This window comes from Peribacillus sp. NPDC097295 (genome assembly GCF_044761665.1).
Taxonomy (GTDB): domain Bacteria; phylum Bacillota; class Bacilli; order Bacillales; family DSM-1321; genus Peribacillus.
Window position 1 is genome coordinate 1 of record NZ_JBIWCW010000004.1, and the last position, 17,782, is coordinate 17,782.

At 39.1% G+C, this 17,782-nt stretch carries 20 protein-coding genes; 7 read left to right on the forward strand and 13 right to left on the reverse strand.

What is annotated here, in order from left to right:
* Window positions 1-166 precede the first annotated feature (166 nt).
* The 4 genes from ACIQXN_RS08540 to ACIQXN_RS08555 form a co-directional block, all read right to left on the reverse strand.
* Window positions 167-1,459 carry an NCS2 family permease gene (locus tag ACIQXN_RS08540; protein WP_402964705.1) on the reverse strand — a complete coding sequence of 431 codons (1,293 nt, stop codon included), beginning with the start codon at window positions 1,457-1,459 and terminating at the stop codon, window positions 167-169.
* Window positions 1,460-1,613: 154 nt separating this feature from the next.
* Window positions 1,614-2,186, reverse strand: coding sequence for a beta-class carbonic anhydrase (locus ACIQXN_RS08545; protein ID WP_402964708.1), 573 nt, complete (start codon window positions 2,184-2,186; stop codon window positions 1,614-1,616).
* 75 nt (window positions 2,187-2,261) lie between these two features.
* The gene (locus ACIQXN_RS08550; protein ID WP_402964712.1) at window positions 2,262-3,062 is read right to left on the reverse strand and encodes a hypothetical protein; all 801 of its coding nucleotides are present in this window, start codon (window positions 3,060-3,062) and stop codon (window positions 2,262-2,264) included.
* A 190-nt stretch (window positions 3,063-3,252) separates the two neighbouring features.
* Window positions 3,253-3,573, reverse strand: a complete 321-nt coding sequence (locus ACIQXN_RS08555; RefSeq protein ID WP_402964716.1) for a DUF4870 domain-containing protein — start codon at window positions 3,571-3,573, stop codon at window positions 3,253-3,255.
* Between the two features lie 198 nt (window positions 3,574-3,771).
* Here ACIQXN_RS08555 and ACIQXN_RS08560 point away from each other — a divergent pair, with 198 nt between their 5' ends.
* From ACIQXN_RS08560 to ACIQXN_RS08575, 4 genes are all read left to right on the forward strand, one after another.
* Entirely contained in the window at window positions 3,772-4,572 is an 801-nt protein-coding gene (locus ACIQXN_RS08560) for an undecaprenyl-diphosphate phosphatase (RefSeq protein WP_402964719.1), read from the forward strand.
* 355 nt (window positions 4,573-4,927) lie between these two features.
* The gene (locus ACIQXN_RS08565) at window positions 4,928-5,485 is read left to right on the forward strand and encodes a GNAT family N-acetyltransferase (protein ID WP_402964722.1); all 558 of its coding nucleotides are present in this window, start codon (window positions 4,928-4,930) and stop codon (window positions 5,483-5,485) included.
* Window positions 5,486-5,669: 184 nt separating this feature from the next.
* Complete coding sequence (locus tag ACIQXN_RS08570; RefSeq protein WP_402964726.1) at window positions 5,670-6,062, forward strand: CidA/LrgA family protein; 393 nt, start codon at window positions 5,670-5,672, stop codon at window positions 6,060-6,062.
* Window positions 6,037-6,720, forward strand: a complete 684-nt coding sequence (locus ACIQXN_RS08575) for an LrgB family protein (RefSeq protein WP_402964730.1) — start codon at window positions 6,037-6,039, stop codon at window positions 6,718-6,720. Before ACIQXN_RS08570 ends, ACIQXN_RS08575 begins: the two co-directional genes overlap by 26 nt.
* A gap of 70 nt (window positions 6,721-6,790) precedes the next feature.
* On the opposite strand, the gene ACIQXN_RS08580 is transcribed toward ACIQXN_RS08575, so the two are convergent.
* The gene (locus ACIQXN_RS08580) at window positions 6,791-6,940 is read right to left on the reverse strand and encodes a YflJ family protein (protein WP_402964734.1); all 150 of its coding nucleotides are present in this window, start codon (window positions 6,938-6,940) and stop codon (window positions 6,791-6,793) included.
* Between the two features lie 53 nt (window positions 6,941-6,993).
* Window positions 6,994-8,082 (reverse strand): undecaprenyldiphospho-muramoylpentapeptide beta-N-acetylglucosaminyltransferase, encoded by a 1,089-nt coding sequence (locus ACIQXN_RS08585; RefSeq protein WP_483878339.1) that lies wholly within the window; start codon window positions 8,080-8,082, stop codon window positions 6,994-6,996.
* 191 nt (window positions 8,083-8,273) lie between these two features.
* On the opposite strand from ACIQXN_RS08585, the gene ACIQXN_RS08590 reads away from it, so the two are divergent.
* Together ACIQXN_RS08590 and ACIQXN_RS08595 are read left to right on the forward strand one after the other, a co-directional pair.
* On the forward strand, window positions 8,274-9,389 hold the full coding sequence (locus tag ACIQXN_RS08590) for a mechanosensitive ion channel family protein (RefSeq protein WP_402964742.1): 1,116 nt from the start codon (window positions 8,274-8,276) through the stop codon (window positions 9,387-9,389).
* 126 nt (window positions 9,390-9,515) lie between these two features.
* A complete protein-coding gene (locus ACIQXN_RS08595; RefSeq protein WP_402964746.1) occupies window positions 9,516-10,871 on the forward strand; it encodes an MATE family efflux transporter in 1,356 nt (451 codons plus the stop codon).
* Between the two features lie 56 nt (window positions 10,872-10,927).
* Here the strand turns inward: ACIQXN_RS08595 and ACIQXN_RS08600 are convergent, their stop codons facing one another.
* A complete protein-coding gene (locus tag ACIQXN_RS08600; protein ID WP_402964750.1) occupies window positions 10,928-11,704 on the reverse strand; it encodes an SDR family oxidoreductase in 777 nt (258 codons plus the stop codon).
* 161 nt (window positions 11,705-11,865) lie between these two features.
* Between ACIQXN_RS08600 and ACIQXN_RS08605 the strand changes: the two genes are divergently transcribed.
* Window positions 11,866-12,333 (forward strand): Hsp20/alpha crystallin family protein, encoded by a 468-nt coding sequence (locus ACIQXN_RS08605; RefSeq protein WP_402964754.1) that lies wholly within the window; start codon window positions 11,866-11,868, stop codon window positions 12,331-12,333.
* Between the two features lie 102 nt (window positions 12,334-12,435).
* Here ACIQXN_RS08605 and ACIQXN_RS08610 read toward each other — a convergent pair whose 3' ends face one another.
* The 6 genes from ACIQXN_RS08610 to ACIQXN_RS08635 all read right to left on the reverse strand — a co-directional run bounded on the left by ACIQXN_RS08610 (window position 12,436) and on the right by ACIQXN_RS08635 (window position 17,688).
* A complete protein-coding gene (locus ACIQXN_RS08610; protein ID WP_402964758.1) occupies window positions 12,436-13,293 on the reverse strand; it encodes a CAP domain-containing protein in 858 nt (285 codons plus the stop codon).
* A 470-nt stretch (window positions 13,294-13,763) separates the two neighbouring features.
* Window positions 13,764-14,207 (reverse strand): FixH family protein, encoded by a 444-nt coding sequence (locus ACIQXN_RS08615; protein WP_402964763.1) that lies wholly within the window; start codon window positions 14,205-14,207, stop codon window positions 13,764-13,766.
* 17 nt (window positions 14,208-14,224) lie between these two features.
* Window positions 14,225-15,640, reverse strand: a complete 1,416-nt coding sequence (locus tag ACIQXN_RS08620; protein WP_402964768.1) for a sensor histidine kinase — start codon at window positions 15,638-15,640, stop codon at window positions 14,225-14,227.
* Window positions 15,630-16,328 (reverse strand): response regulator transcription factor, encoded by a 699-nt coding sequence (locus ACIQXN_RS08625; protein ID WP_402964772.1) that lies wholly within the window; start codon window positions 16,326-16,328, stop codon window positions 15,630-15,632. The genes ACIQXN_RS08620 and ACIQXN_RS08625 overlap by 11 nt, the downstream gene beginning before the upstream one ends.
* Before the next feature lie 5 nt (window positions 16,329-16,333).
* Window positions 16,334-17,296, reverse strand: a complete 963-nt coding sequence (locus ACIQXN_RS08630) for a YncE family protein (protein WP_402964776.1) — start codon at window positions 17,294-17,296, stop codon at window positions 16,334-16,336.
* 107 nt (window positions 17,297-17,403) lie between these two features.
* On the reverse strand, window positions 17,404-17,688 hold the full coding sequence (locus tag ACIQXN_RS08635; RefSeq protein WP_402964780.1) for a hypothetical protein: 285 nt from the start codon (window positions 17,686-17,688) through the stop codon (window positions 17,404-17,406).
* Window positions 17,689-17,782: the final 94 nt, after the last annotated feature.

Below are 17,782 nucleotides of genomic sequence, written 5' to 3' on the forward strand. Positions count from 1 at the left end.
AAATAGAATGACTCCCGCACAATACGGGAGCCATCTTTTAGCTGTTTAAACTATAGGTCTTTTTTTAGACTGTCCATTTTATAGGGCACAGTTCACCCTTGCCTCTATCTACAATAAAAAGCCCATGGAGTATGATTGCTAACTCCATGGGCTTTTCGTAAAAGGTTCACCCTATAATAAAATAAACAATAAATAGGATCGCAATTATATACATTGGGCGTGAAACTTCTTTTGCTTTACCCGTTACCAACTTCAAGAACGGATACAAAATGAACCCAAAAGCCATACCATCCGCAATACTGTATGAGAAAGGGATAATGGTAATGATCGAGAGGGCTGGAATACTTTCGGTAAAATCATTAAAATCAAGCTTCTTAATGTTTTCAAGCATCAGCATTCCAATAATCATTAAGATTGGGGCAATCGCACTGTCAGGAATCACTTTGATCACCGGAATAAATAAAAGGGATAAAAGAAATAGTAATCCAGCGACAATGGTTGTGAGACCGGTCCTGCCTCCTGAGGCAACCCCAGCTGCTGTCTCTACCGTGGCAACCGTCGGACTCGAACCAATAGGGCCAGAGAGAAGAACGGATACACTTGTAGCCTGCAGAGACCTTTTATAGGCCTCCGGACGGTTAATGCTATTCACGTGTCCGTGTACAAGTCCGATATTTTCAAAAATAAGGACCATCGTCATCGCGAACACACTTATCCAAAATTCAATTCGATTAGCCTCTATAAATGAAAAAGAAAAAAAGAGTTCACCATATGAGGCCGTATCCAAACCAGTAAAATGAATTTGTGAAATATCAACCGTACCGAAAAAGAAGGCTATACAGCTTCCTAGTATGATCGTAATCATAAAGTTCCCTGGAATGCCCTTAATGAATAAAGCGATAGCCAGTAAAAAGGTCAGTACAGTCGCTAAAACAGCTGGATCGCTTAAATCACCAAGCTTAACGAGAGACGTTGAGCCTCCTGTGATGATTCCACCCTTTTCCAGCCCGATTAAAAGCAAAAATAGACCTAGACCGACAGAAATGGCATCTTTTATGGAGGTTGGAATTGAATCGCTAATCATTTTCGAGAATTTTGTAAAAGCGATAATCACAAAAATAATGCCCGATATAAAAACAGCTCCGAGTGCCGATTGATAGGATAGACCCATCCCTTGAACCATCGTGTACGCAAATAGGGCATTGACACCCATACCGGGAACGACAAGGATTGGTACATTGGCCCAAAGTCCGATCAAGATGCAACTTGCGGCAGAAAGTATAATCGTGGCAATCACGGCACCATTAATCGGTACGCCTGCTTCAGATAAAATCAGGGAATTCACAATGAGTATATAGACAATTGTAAAAAAACCAACAACTCCTGCAAGAACCTCACGTTTTCCATTCGTTTCGTATTGAGAAAAATGAAAAAACGCATCTAAATTTGTTTTTTTCATATGGTATCCTAATTAAGTTATCCCTCGCCCACCCGCTTGTATAAGTGACAAACTGCACTTTGCGATTTTAGCAAAGTTTCCATTAAAAATAAATAGAATGGCCTAAAAATAAAAAAAGCTGATGGTTGAATTCCATCAGCTTTTAAAATATTCATTAATTGTTTACTTTATCATACCCGTTGACGACCAATTCTAATTCACCTTTATCCGGTGAAATGATTAGACCATGAACCGGGATATTCTTTGGAATTAAAGGATGGCCCTTAATGACTTCCACACTATTTTTAACACTTTCATATACGTCATCGAAACCTCGAAGCCAACTCTTTATATCGATACCAGACGCGCCGATTGTATCGATTGTTTCCTTTTGAACACCACGCTTTACCATCTTTTCTACAGTCACATCCGCATCTACCGAAGCCATGCCACAATCATGATGCGGGATGACAAATACTTCATCCGCCTGCAGTTCATATATAGCTATCAAAATGCTACGCATGACGCTACCGAAAGGATGTGAAACGATCGCTCCAGCGGTTTTCAATATTTTCACATCACCATTTTTGACATTCATAGATTTTGGAAGTAGCTCTACAAGCCGAGTGTCCATACAACTGATGATAACCATTTTCTTTTGAGGGAATTTGTCTGTTTTATACTTAACATATTCCTCTTTTTCAACAAACTTTTCATTGTAGTCTAGAATTTCATTAAGTAAACTCATACCATCACCCTTTTTCTATGTATTTCAATATCATTATAACAAATATTAAGACGATTAGCGAAAGCTATGTTTTAGCTAATTAGAACGATGGTGCAAAACCGCTGCGCAGAGTCCTAAAATCGCAACTTTAGCCCCCCCATCAACTCGGGACAGAAAAGTAAGAATAGGTGTGTTAGTCTTAAATCTCTTTCCCCAATCCAAAGGCATCCAACCTTCTTGATACATAGCAACCTTTTCCCCATTACAAGTCTTGATTTCGAAAGAACGTAATCCGGTAGATGTTTCTACATACATCCAATCTGTCTTGTCATTCTTATAAAACATTCCTGCGATTTTAACGAGGGATTTTTTTTCGCTTTCTTGATAATTTCCAATTTGATTCCCTAGATGGTCCATAATAGACACCTTATTGGTTAACCCTCCTCTTACATTGAACATGGCTAGTAAGTGGCCTTCGTGGTTTACTAATTCATACCGTTTGGGTAGCAAAATGGACAAAGTATTCGGGACCATCCACATGAACCACTTCATATTCCGATCGCGAATCTCCCCAAGCATAGAGCCATTGGGTGTAAATAAGAGCAAACGTAAAGTAGGAGCCGGCATGAAAGTAAGCAGGAAATTTTCGCTCTGTAAACATTCTGTTCCTGATTCAACCGATAGGACAGGCAAATCTTTTATTCTATGTTCATATATTCGATGATTGGTAAACTGAAAGAAACTCAGAACGATAAAGGGAGCTGTTATAAGTAGAATATTACCCGAAATTAGAGTGAATGCATGACAAATAAAAAAAGCAATTGCCAAAACAAGAGAAATCCAAGATGCATGAAAATTTGAAACGCTCGTTTTTTGATAGTATTCGCGAATATTCATATTTTGCTCCTTACTCCTTATCAAAAAAGAAGGATGCGCCACTTCTTTCTTATTAAAGTGTACTGAAGGAAATATCCTCTTACTTTATTCGCCTTTATCTAGTGTATTCCCTTTTTTAAAAGTAAAAATTCAATGACACCATTCGCTCATTAAAAAGAGATCCTGTCTAAGCAGAATCTCCTGTATTATTCTATAAAATTCTAAATATAAACGGAATGCGGTAATCAACACCTTCATATGCCCTCACTGCAGCAATGATGGTAAATACAACTAGAGCTATCCCTATGACCGGCAATATAACCGCTCCAATCAGTATGATAACCAGTAGACCTGCGACAATGGAATATACTGTGTAAGATATAAAGAAGTTCAAATATTCCCTTCCATGATAATCTACAAATTGAGACGAATCCTTCTTAATTAGCCATATGACTAGGGGACCGACAAAAGCGGTAAAGAAGCTGATGACATATATTAAAGCAGCAAACACTCTTTCATCTTTAGTAGGCATGCGTTCTGTTCCTCCTCTCTTACTCTTATATGAAATATTACGTATCAAAAAACAATTAGTTTCATTTCTTACAGGATTTTTTAAAAAAACTTAGTCCTTTCTTTTCCCACCATAAACGGTACCGGTCATTATGTTATTAAAAAGCCGAATATGTTTGCCCTTCCCACGCATACAGATTAAATAATGGATTGTCCATGTATGAATGGAGGGAATATATTGTTAAATGAACTTCAGGCCTTCATCCTCGGGATCATTCAGGGGTTAACTGAATTTTTGCCGATTTCAAGTACAGGCCATTTATACCTAGGGAGACACATTTTCCATCTGGATGATGCAGGCATCTTTCTTGATACTATGCTACACATCGGGACGTTGCTTGCACTATTGGTCGTCTATAAAGACGAAATTTTATACTTATTGAAGAACCCGTTTTCAAAATTGACACTGCTTCTTGTAATAGGGACAATTCCAGCTGTTATTGCCGGTCTCCTGCTTAATGATTGGTTTGACGCTCTTTCCAAAACAGGGTCGACTATCGGCTGGGAATTTCTCGTTACCGGATTGATTCTATGGTGGGCCGATGGAGTGGATAAAGGGAGTAAGAAGCTACATGATATTTCCTTAAAAGATTCGTTTATCATAGGAACATTCCAGGCAGCCGCTATCATGCCCGCTCTATCCCGTTCCGGCTTGACCATCGCTGCCGGTCTTTTTTGCAGGCTTGACCGGGCAACCGCTGCCTATTTTTCTTTTTTACTTTCAATCCCCGCAATTTCAGGAGGAATCGTCTTTCAGATGAAACCCATTTTCACCGGTGAGGTGGAAAGGATCCCTTTCATGGCCCTATTAGTTGGAACCCTCTCTGCTGCAATCTTTGGCTATATAGCCGTCGTCTGGATGATTGACTTCTTAAAGAAACGGTCATTGAAAATATTTTCTGTTTATGTCTGGGCACTTGGTGCAATCATTTTATTCATGCAATTCACAGGTAAATTTTAACGAGGGAAAGTCAGCCTTACCTAAATAAAAGTAGGCAAAAAAATCAATTTTTCGAATTGAAAAGGAACCTAATCTTTCCTATTTTCTACCTTCAAAAAAAAGTTGGAATTTGACGAAAAAAAAAGGCAAAAAACCTATTCCCAAACCATTTATTTTTTAGTATTATACCTTCGTAAGGTTCTTTAGATTTAAATACTTTCTGAAAATAAAAATAGGGAAGGCAAATGGTGCGCCACCGGTTTCCGGTTCTAGTGGGTTCGATTCCCACCCCGAAATTTTTTGATGAACGACTTAAAAAATTTCGAGGGTGGGCAGCGGCTACGCATAAGGACTGCCCTCAAACGGAGGGACGGAAATGTTAAAAAAGAGAGATTTTGCAGATTGTTTTTCTCTTTACGAACACATGACTCATCCAGATGTCTTCCCTTTCGTGCGCCATAAAGTAGATTCATATGAAGAATATGTATTCATTACTAAGCAAACGATTGAGGCTGAAGAAAAAGGTGAGCTCATTTCACGAACAATCTTAGATGAATGGGATAATCCCGTCGGTTGTATTTCTTTATACGATATTGAAAACGGAGCTGGTTTCCTTGGTACATGGCTTGGTAAACCTTTTCATGGTAAAGGGTATAATGTCATGGCAAAAGACGCCTTCTTCAAGGAATTATTTTTTGAGCTAGGCATGGATACGGTTTTTATGAGAATACGTAAAGTAAATATCCGATCCATAAAAGCTGCCGAAAAACTTCCCTATGCGGTCAAAGCAAATGAAACGAGAAAAACTCTCTATGATCAAATAAATCAGGAAGAAGAAATTTATGACTTATTTGAAATCCCTAAAGATTTATACAACCTTCACATTCTTAGACAGGATAATGATGAAGAAGAACAACAATTGCTTGAGGCATAAAATAGCTTACAATTTCATATAAAAATGGAGCGTTCCAGCCTTGGGACGCTCTTTTATGTATTCTAATCCATATTTCCTAAAACCGAATTTCGATAGCTCTATTAATTTACTATATATTTTTCTATAATAAATATAATTGACCAATTGCTAAATCTATTCAAATAGTCATGGAAAGGATCTAATTATGAAAAAAACACTTATTTTTATCATGCAACTTTCCCTATTGCTTATCATTTGTGAACTAGGAATTCATTTATCCGATTTCTGTAATCTGCCCATTCCAGGTAGTGTAATTGGCATGCTTATTTTATTCATTTTATTACAAACTAAGATCTTGAAAGTCGAGTGGGTCGATATTACAGCCAGCTTTTTAGTCAAACATCTTGCCTTTTTCTTCATTCCGATTTCTGTAAGCTTAATGACCATGGGCTGGCTATTTCTAAAATACGGACTTCCCTTAGCCCTAACATTGTTAATTAGCTTGATTATCGGGTTCAGCATCTCAGCTTGGGTCGTACAAAAGTTATCCCGAAGAGAAGAGGTTAAACAGCATGACAACGCTCATAACACTCTATAGCATATTGATAACGGTCCTTGCCTATTCTGTCGGTAGGAATATATATCGTAAACATCCTTCACCATTTACGACACCTGTTTTTTTTGGTACAGTTACCATCATTCTTGTGTTACTACTATCCGGATTGGATTTCAAAGACTACACTCCCGGTAAAGACATCATTACTTATTTTCTAGGACCGGCTACAGTTTCTTTGGCCGTCCCACTTTATAAAAATAGATCCATCATCGCTAAATATGCAATACCTGCCATCAGCGGCATGATTTCGGGACTGACCGTTACATTATTTCTTGCCTTGGCCATCGCTAAAGCCCTATCGCTTCCGCTTTATATCCTCCAAGGATTGGCGGTCAAGTCGATTACAGTACCCATTGCAGTAGGGATCACTGAAATTTACGGCGGTAACCCTAATATTTCTGCCGCCTTTGTCATTCTGACCGGTGTTTTAGGAACCATGATCGCACCTAAATTGATGGACAAGCTGAATGTCACGATGCCTTTTGCCCGCGGCATCGCATTTGGCACAATCGCACATGGATTGGGTACTGCTCAAGCGACACAGGAAAGTGAATTTACGGGAGCTGTCGCAGGTGCGGCCATGGCTATCTCTGGAGTACTCATTTCTTGCTTATTTCCCCTAATCAATCACTTTCTGTAACATGGTTTAAGGAGAGATTCCCAAAGAAGATAGTAAAAGGACCGCAACGTACAATGACGTTGCGGTCCTTTTATGTTTTTTCTTTTTTACTGTCCTCATACAAACGTCGTAACTCAAACGTTTTGTATAGCTCCAACTTTCTTCGTTCAATGGGATGATAACGAATTCCAGCGGTTTTTAACTGTTGAACGAACCATCCTTTGGAATATTGGTGAGCCATCTTTTCCCCTCCTCTTTTCGAAAAAAGATATGCTTCAGGAAGGGAAATGATTCTTATTTATTCCTTTTCATTACATTTGTCAATAATCGATACATTTCTGCTGCAGTTTTGAACGGACGCTTCTGACGCATGATCTCTTGGTAATCATCCGAATGGTTAACCAAATCGGCAAGAGCTTGGCTAAATATTTGATTCGATAAATCTTCTTCCTGGATCACTTTACAAAATCCTTGTTTTTCAAAACTTGCGGCATTTAAAATTTGATCGCCCCGGGAGGCAGCAGCACTTAGAGGGATAAGTAGCATTGGCTTTTGCAGACCAAGGAATTCAAAGATTGAATTCGAACCCGCTCTTGAAACAACAACATCAGCCGACGCTAACAAATCGAATAGTTCTTCATGTACATATTCAAATGGAGCATAGCCTCTTTGTTTAAGTTCCGTCTTGACATTGCCTTTACCGCAAATATGAATGATTTGATAATCCTTTAATAATGCATCAAGATTATCCGTTATCAAGTTATTTATTTTAACGGCCCCAAGGCTGCCGCCCATGACGAGTAATACGGGCTTGCTGTTCGTGAAATCACAAAGAGCCTTGCCTTTCGAAGGTTTGCCAGTAAAAATCCCATCCCGTAAGACTGCCCCTAAATACATAGCCTTTTCTTTTGGCAAGTCTTTCTCCGTCTCTTCAAATGTCGTGAAAATTTTAGACGCAAGTGGCATGGCAATTTTATTGGCTAGACCTGGCGTATAATCAGATTCATGAATCGCGATAGGGATTTTCAGCATCTTTGCCGCCAATACAACGGGAACGGACACAAATCCACCTTTGGAAAAAATGAAATCCGGTTTAGTCTTTTTCAATATTTTTCTTGCATCAAAAATCCCTTTTATTACACGGAAAGGATCTTTTGCGTTTTCTACTGATAGATACCTGCGGAATTTCCCAACGGATATCGTTTCATAACGGATTTGAGGAAATTCTTTTTCAATGATATCTTTTTCGATTCCTTTTTTAGACCCAATATAAGTAACATCCCACTCATGTTTTAAAAATTCAGGGATGATTGCTGCATTAACAGACACATGACCGGCTGAACCGCCACCGGTAAACACTATTTTTTTAGTCAAAGTTTCCACCTTCCATACTTAAAAAATCACTTTCCATCCATAGTACCACATTTCGCGAATATATTTACTCCAAAAAGTAAACAATGATAATGAATATGACGTAATAAATGCAGTGAGCGATTATTTTTTCTTTTTTACTCTGAATATATTATAATCTTAATATTCTACAATACTACAGAATACATTGGAGGAACAATAAATTGCAAGAAGTTTCTGAATCTCTTAATCAATTTGAAGGAATGGAAGCATGGACACAACTCGGGATTTCAATAGGTATTTTCCTGATTGTCCTTTTGCTTAGGAAGGCATTCACCACTTATATATTCAAATTCTTCCTGAAGATTGCTAAAAAACGAAAAATCGACTTTGCTGCCAACCTGATGCTGGCAATAGAACAACCAGTAAGGTGGCTTATTGTTTTGCTCGGTATCATTATATCGATGCATTACTTTCCAATCGATGACATACCATCCGATATAATACGATTGAGGATTTACCGTTCGGTCTTTGTTTTCTTATTCTTCTGGACGATATTCAACATCAGTTCGATTTTGACGATCTTATTCCCTAAATTGGTCGGGAAATTCGGTCTGGAAGTCGATCAAATCGTCATACCATTCTTTACAAAAATCATCAAACTGATCATCGTGGCGTTGGGTGCATCGATCATTGCTGAAGAATGGGGATTTAACGTTAATGGATTTGTTGCAGGTCTTGGACTAGGTGGTTTAGCCTTTGCCCTTGCAGCAAAGGATACCGTCAGTAATTTCTTTGGCGGAATCGTTATCGTCACCGAAAAACCCTTCACCATCGGCGACTGGATTAAAACTCCAAGTGTGGAGGGAACGATTGAAGACATTACGTTTCGTAGTACGAAGGTGCGGACGTTTGCTCAGGCACTCGTTACGGTACCGAACGCTACCCTTTCGAATGAACCGATCATCAACTGGTCCAAAATGGGCAAAAGACAAATAGCCTTCCATCTTGGTGTAAATGTCGCGACACCAAAAGATAAGTTGGAAACTGTCATTGAGCGAATTGAAAAAATGCTTATTGATCATCCGGAAGTCCATCCGGAAACCATACTGGTGAAATTTGATGAGTTCAGTCATACCGGATTCAACGTGTATCTATATTTCTTCTCGAACGAGACCAACTTTGGGGATTATTTGGCAATCAAGGAAGATATCAACTTTAAGATTTTGGATATCCTTGAAGAAGAAGACATCCAAATCGCCATTCCTTCTCAAGCATTTATCCTACAAACCGACTCACATACAGCAGACATGAATGATTTTCAATCCATGCATGACTGAAAAGGGAGACTGCCGGAATAATGGCGGTCTTTTTTTAAATTTCACCTTAAGTTAAAACTGAAAAGTTTGCGGATATTTATGATATAATTCTTTCATTGTGAAAAATTTCATACATGAGGTACATCGATGAATCAAACCTTTAAAAAATCAGAGAAGATCCGTTTGTTAGCTTACATTTTGATACCGATCCTCATCACTCAAATCAGCCTGTATGCCATGACTTTTTTTGATGTGATGATGTCGGGGCAATATAGTACAGAAGATGTTGCTGGTGTCTCGATTGGAAGTTCACTTTGGACACCAATTTACACTGGATTGAGTGGGATTTTAATTTCCTTGACTCCGGTCGTCTCCCAGTTAATAGGGTCCAAGCGGCCAAAACTGGTATCCTATTCGGTGATGCAAGCCGTATATTTGGCCATTTCATTAGCTATCATTGTCCTAGTAGCCGGAATATTTGCTCTAAATCCCATCTTACATGCCATGGATTTAGATCCAACTGTCCACCGTGTCGCGCATGATTATTTGGTTGCCCTATCAATCGGGATCATTCCTTTGTTCATTTATAATGCTTTAAGGTCCTTCATAGATGCGCTGGGTCAAACAAGAATTTCGATGATTATTACGCTGATTGCACTCCCCATTAATGTCATGTTCAATTACTTTTTAATTTACGGAAAATTCGGCTTCCCAGAACTTGGGGGGGTAGGTTCTGGTTATGCTACAGCCATAACTTATTGGCTAATAGCTATAATCGCCATTTTAGTCGTGGGTAAAATAAGCCCATTTTCTTCCTATCAAGTTTTTCGTGAATTTTTTCGAGTATCATGGATTGAATGGCGGTCCCTTTTGAAAATAGGTGTACCGATCGGACTGGCAATTTTTTTCGAAACCAGCATTTTCTCAGCTGTCACCCTTTTCATGAGTAAATATGATACCGTGACAATTGCTTCCCATCAGATTGCAATGAATTTTGCATCATTGCTTTACATGATGCCGCTTAGCATATCGATGGCACTGACCATTGTCATTGGCTTTGAAATTGGAGCTAAACGATATAATGATGCCCGTGAATACAGCTGGATAGGAATAGTCATGGCACTGTCGATGGCACTGCTCAGTTCCGCTATCCTCTATCTCTTCCGGGAACCTGTAGCTGCTCTTTACTCCAAAGATCATGCAGTAGTCCTGCTGACATCGCACTTTTTAATCTATGCCATTTTCTTTCAAATATCCGATGCCCTGCAGGCACCAATACAGGGTATATTGCGTGGATATAAAGATGTCAACGTTACTTTCGCTATGTCACTTGTTTCCTATTGGGTACTCGGATTGCCTATAGGCTACTTGTTTGCTAAGTATACCTTCATGGGAGCCTTCGGATATTGGGTCGGCTTAATTTCCGGTTTGGCATTAGGAGCAATAGGTCTCGCTGCACGCTTAAGATTCATTCAGCATATAAAATATAATAAAGCAGCATAAAAAGGTGAAAGGGTATGCCCTTTCACCTTTTTTCCATTCTGAAGATAGAAAGAAATCTACACTTTCTTATTGACTTTCCCCAGGATATCATTCCCACCGGTAACTGGAATGACGCTCCCAGTTATGAAATCGGATTGATCTTCACACAAAAAGGTGATGACCCGGGCAACATCGCCTCCTGTTCCTTGCCTTCCAACAGCAACCGTTTCATCCTTCTCCCCAGTGGCCACGTCAATGTCCGCTTCCTTCCAGACACCCACGATATCACCAGGGCTAACCATATTGACTGTGATACCATTTATTGCTTCTTCCAGTGCCAATGTTTTCGTTAAGGAGGTCAATCCACTTTTTGCCGCGGCAAACGCCGAGCGATAAGACCAACCGGGTGCCGTCTCACATCGGTCAAAACCAAGGGTAATGATTCTTCCCCATCTTCTCTTGCGCATATCAGGGATGATTTCCCTTGTCAAAAAGAAAAAACCATTTAAATTACCGTTCACCATGTAATGCCATTCTTTACTGCTATATTCGGTCATACGTTTCCGTTCATGCAAATATGGTCCTGCATTATGGATGAAGAAGTCGATTCTTCCGAAAGTATCCAAAACCATGGCCACCAATTCCTTGCAATCTTTCTCAATCGATGCATCGCTTTCTATTGCCAATGCCTTGACCGAGTATTTGTCCCGCAATTCTTGTATCAAACTTGTGGCTTCCTGTTTACTTTTCCGAAAAGTAATGACTACAGATACTCCCATACCAGCTAACGAATATGCAACTCTTCTACCAATTCCCCTAGCTCCTCCAGTTATGATCGCCACTTTTTCATCCATGGGCATCCCCTCTTCATAAAATGATTTAATGTATATTTAAATACATACCATATGTAACCCACCTAAATTTTAACATATCCAAAAAGAACCTATAGGCTTCAGCCTGCATAAACTACAATAAATAACCCTGTCACATGATATGCAGGAGAAAGGAATTCAACATGTTTCCTTGGAATTCACTTTTTTCTTTTCAAAAAAACCCAAATCAAAAGGACTTCCTTAAGAATATGCAACAAAGTGATGTACAGTCATTCATTGAAAAAGTATTTACCCAGGTACTTCCGGAAAATATGCAAGGAATGACGAACCAAAAGGATGGTTCCTTCCAAAAAGAAAATAAAAAGTCAGACCATCCCTTACATGCTGAGGTATTCGAAACACACTCATATGTCTTTATAAGAATCCCCGTCAAGGACGAAGCCTGGCTCAAGCAAATGAAACTGTATCACACCTCTAATCAATCAATTGTTGAAGGTATTCCCGAAGCTACTGATCGCCATGTGATTACGCTGCCAGCTCTAGTAAAGAAAAAAGGAGCGGCTGCTCAATATAAAGATGGTACACTGGAAATTCGCCTGCCGAAAAGCTTCAATTCACAGTACTCGGAGATCGATGTATCCGAATTTTAATCCTTCAAACCTTATTTGATAGTGTAATCTCAAATAAAACGGCAAAAAAAAAGAGTGTACCCAAATTTAAAGGGTACACTCTTTTTAAATCTATTAACCTTATTATTTACCGATGAATTGTTGAGTCCAGTAGTTACCAGATTCTACATAGCCAACACCGATATGTGTAAAGCTTGAATTCATGATGTTTTCACGGTGACCTTGGCTGTTCATCCAAGCTTCAACCACTTCTTCAGGTGTTTGTTGACCTTGTGCGATATTTTCTCCAGCTGATGTATAGCTAATTCCGAATTGTTTCATCATATCGAATGGAGAGCCGTATGTTGGGCTATTATGATCAAAGTAATTATTGTCTTTCATATCTTGAGATTTTACACGGGCTACCTTGCTTAATTCCGTATCGATTTCAAGCGCGGATAGACCTTGTTTTGCACGCTCAGCGTTCGTTAACGTCACCACTTCTTTTTCAAAAGCGCTTAATTCTGAGCTTGTCTCTTTTTGAGCGTCATTTGTTTTATCTGTTGCTACTTCTTCTGTTGCCTCAGGTTGTGCTTCTGGTGTTGCCACTTCTTCTGTTGCTTCAGGTTGTGCTTCTGGTGTTGCCACTTCTTCTGTTGCTTCAGGTTGTACCTCTGGTGTTGCTTCAGGTTGTACCTCTGGTGTTGCTACTTCTTCCGTTGCTTCAGGTTGTACTTCTGGAGTTGCCACTTCTTCTGTTGCTTCAGGTTGTGCTTCTGGTGTTGCTTGCACTTGCTGTTTAAGAGTATTGAATGTTAATTGTGATGCAGGAAGTACAATATTATACTTAGCTAAATATTGTTCAAGTACCTTTTGCACTTCTTCTTGGTTGATAGATTTATATGTGACTTGTTTCACAGTTTCGCAGTTTGCCGCATCTGCTTGACTAGCACCCGCTCCTGTAAAAATAATAGCTGCGGCTGCGGCTGCTGAGATAAACATTTTCTTTTTCATTTGTAATTCCTCCCGTTAGTACGTTGATGTGTCTTGCTTCTGAAAATATCATATCATGCGTTTTTTGTAATAAACGATCCATCAATTTCCAGATAAATGATTAACAACAAACGTTTGGAAGGAATATATCCCTAGTTTCAAAGTCATAGAGAAAAACCTTTATCTATCAATGTTTTGCTTTTTTTTACATCTAGATAAATTTCCCATGATTTTTTTGTCAATGGTAGATACATATTACTATTACCATGGAATACTAATAACTTTTAGTTGACAACTTGTATAAACCTATTTTGATATGACTTTTTTTACTTTTATGTTACAAATGTTTCGTAATAATCTTCTATATTAGCTAGTACTTTTCCTTTTCCCCATAATAAAGAAGAATAGTATGCAGGAAATAAAAAAGTTCGAGTTTTCACCCGAACAGATTCACACCAAAAATTAACTAAGCCTTGTATTCACTGGTCACTCTTTTCATGATTCATTTCATCCATACTTTTAGAACCGCCATTTTCCTCAGGGGAACTAGGCTTTCCAATGACGAATTCCTTCTTAGGCATATTGTGCATATCCCTGGCTGTTACATGAGCGTATACATAATAGGTCCCTTCTTCATCAAAGGATTTCTCCATTTCATAGATACCATTCTCTTTATGAATGGCAGCTACCTTCTCATGGTCTTCACTATTTGCAAGCCAAATTTCAAAACTCACATCATCCGCATCCTTCACTGCCTCATCACCATAGGTCACCTTTGCCTGGAAAGTCACGGGCTCATTCCTTTCTCCATTAGTAGGTTCGACTGTTAAATTGACATTCAGCAGCTTTGGAACCTCTTCATCTTTACCGCAACCAGCCAATAAGACTAAAGCTGTACATATTACAACCATCATTTTTCTCATTGCTTATTTCCCCTTTGTTATAATTTCCAATCATCATTTATTGTTGGAAGTATAATGCGGACTTTTGTACCCTTCTGCTCCACACTTTCTATATGAATCTTTCCTTTTTGTTGATCCACCAGTTTTTTGACGATGGAAAGCCCAAGCCCCGAACCCCCATCAAATCGACTTCGAGCTTTGTTCACTCGGTAAAAGCGTTCCATCACATGGGGAAGATCGACTGCCGGTATACCTCTTCCCGTATCGTTGATGACAAGCTCACACTCTTCTTTTCGTTGGTGTAATGAAAGGGATATGGTACCTACCCTATCCGTATATTTAATAGAATTATCCAAGATGTTATGAAGGATTTGTTCCACCCTTCCTTCAACTCCCAAAATAATAGGGTCGGGATCCAGTTCAATCTGTAAACGAATTTGCTTCTCTTTTAATATAGGTTGATATTTAGCAATCACATCTTCAATGAATTGGGCAAAGGCAATCGGCGTGCTATCAGAAACGATTTGCTCACTGTCCAACTTGGCTAATTCCATCAAATCCCTTAAGAGTTTCTGTAACCTGTGCGTTTCCCTTGAAATGAGTTGAAGGTATTTTTGTTTTTCTTCCTCACCCTTCACAATACCGTCCTTTAGGGCCTGTGTATATCCCATCACATAGCTCAGTGGTGTTCTTAACTCATGTGCTACATTTTCAAGGAATTCTTTTTTTCTTTCTTCTTCTAAAAAAACGGACTGAGCCATCTCATTAAAAGCTTGTGCCAATCTTCCTATTTCATCTTGGCTTTCAACTTGAAGTTTTATGTTATAATCACCTTCGGAAACGCGATGGACTGCCCTTTCGATTTCATTGATTGGGCTGATCAGCTTTTTCAACCATTTTGTCATAAGGAAAATCGCTACGATTAAAAATAAGAAAACGGCAGCTAACCATTTTTCAGCTAGTTCTCTAAGTAACTCTGTAATGGAATCGACGGGAATGTATGTATAGATGATTCCTTCAAGTCGGTCCTCATCAATTAGAGGAATAACTGCGGCAACAATATTCTTTTCGAATCTTCTCTCGTATCCCTCTTTTTCAATGGCATGTCCCTCTAAAAGCAATTGTCTTTCTTCTTCGGAGATGAGGGTGTCATAATCAATCTCAAATGGCAGGCAGGCACTCAATTCCCTTGGATTGTTGACAACAAAGACTTCACTGTCATTTTTACTATTGAACCATTCCACCCTTTGCACAAAATCTTCAGTGATTTTCCCTCCCGGATAGTCCTCCCCAAGCAAGGTAGCTTCATTGACTAAATCTGTTTTTATTTTCTTAACATATAAATTTTTATAATAATATTGAGATAGCGAGTATGCGAATAGGAATGAGAGAATAATTGCTGCAATAACTGTAAACCACAGTTTAATAGAAAGGGACTGTCGCTTATTCCACATGTTTTTCCTCTATTTTATAGCCAATCCCCCAAACCGTATGAATATAATCAGCTATTCTCATTTTCATTCTTAGCGTTTTGATATGCGTATCTACCGTCCGTAAAGAGCCTCCATACTCTGTGCCCCAAATGTTCTCAAGGAGTTGTTCGCGGCTTAGCACTTGATTTTGGTGACGCATGAGGAATACAAGCAATTCAAATTCCTTCAATGTCAAAATGACTTGCTCTTTCTCAATGAATACATTTCTAGCATCAAGATTCACGCAAATTTCACCCAACTGTAACATATTTACGTTTTCTCGGTTCAATGGCATTTTCCTTTTTCCTGTCCTACGTAATACAGCTTCGACCCTTGCCACCAGTTCACCTGGATTAAAGGGCTTTACCATATAATCATCGGCTCCCATCCGTAATCCTTTGACCTTATCCCATTCTTCACCTTTAGCACTGACAAAAATAATAGGGACTTCAGATTGAGAACGGATTTTTTCACATATGGAGAAACCGTCCATTTCAGGCATCATGATATCCATTAGGATTAGATCGACTTCACGTAATTCAATCAGGTTTATAGCTTGTATCCCATTTTCAGCTTGAAGACATGTATACCCTGAGTTAAGCAAATACATTTCCACTAAATTACGCATATCTTCTTCATCATCAACGATTAAAATGGTGTAATGATGCATATTATCTACTCCCTAATCATCATTTGAAATGGACCTTCTCCGACTTCGACAGTTTGCTTGACATCCATGGTATCAGTATTCACTATATACACTTTGTCACTATCATACCCTGCCACTATCAAATCTCCTTTGAAGTTTCCCATTTCAAAAGGGTTAACACCCACAACGAGGCTCTTGATCTCTTCATACTTGTCATTCATCTTATATAAAGAACTTGTACCGTGACTCAGGATAAAGATCCCGTCTTCATTTTCAATGAATTTTATTGGCATAGTTGGAACCTTAAGCTTTCCTTTCATTTTTCCCGTTTCAGTCGAATACATATAGAGATTTTCTTCAACCTGATTTCCTTCCCCATGGCCACCGATCCAAATCTCCCGTTGTTCTTCCCTTAAAAGCGCTCCAGTGGAAGAACCCTGTATCGTAAACTCCCTATCAACCTGTTTCGTTTCAAGGTCAATGACCGAACAAAGGGTATCACCAAAGTTAATTACATATAAGTTACTACCTAGCTTTCCTTGAAGAACGGTCAAGGGACTCTCGCCAACCTTGACTCTCTCTTGATGCTTGCCTTCTTCATCGAAAAAGTAAATGGAGTGATTCAGTTGGTTGACAGCAACAATGCCCTCCCCATTGTGAAGCAAAAGCATGTTGACGATTCCCTTCCCTGCTTTCCAGCTGTCAATGTGTTTACCAGCGGATAACGAGTACACCTCAATTGTCGCCATCTCCTTTCCATACAGAAGCACCGTATCTTTGTCCGCTAAGAGTAAAGCACCGGTAAATGGTTCGGAAATATCCCACCTGGCAAAACGCTGATAGTTTTCATCCAGGAATGTCAAGCTCGTATCTTTGATGTTGACTGTAGCCAAAAAAGATTTATCCAGGTTCACTTTCGTATATGTATCACTGCTGTTGCACCCACCAAGTAGGATCACCGCAAATAAAAGGACAATAACCTGCCTCATGATTTTGGCTCCTCATTCATTTAAAAGGTATTTTTAGTAAATTTTATCACCAACGTGTGAAAAAAGTGTGAAGCTGAAACGAAAAATGACCGACATGACTCACTTTTTTACTTTGAAGCCAATATTCTTTCATGGACCGTTCGGTAAATTGAGACGATTTCCCTCTTTTCTTCATCGGTTAATGGAGATTCCATCACCCGATTTACACTCAATCGGAATTTTTCATGGATGGGCTTCCTGGCTCGTGGATGGGCATTTTCATCCAAGAGTTCACGGCGGATAAGTTCTGATAGAACATGTAGCGGTTCTTCCTTCTCCTTCATCAACTTCCTGTTATTCCATATCCTTGTATAAGCTTCCAACAAAGTTCGTTCATTCACTTTATCTTTCATCCCTTTCCCTTCCATCGATTACTTTTTTATACATATTAGCATTCACTTTCGTAAAGACTATCCGTAAATACGTATTATCTATTAAAGGAGTGAG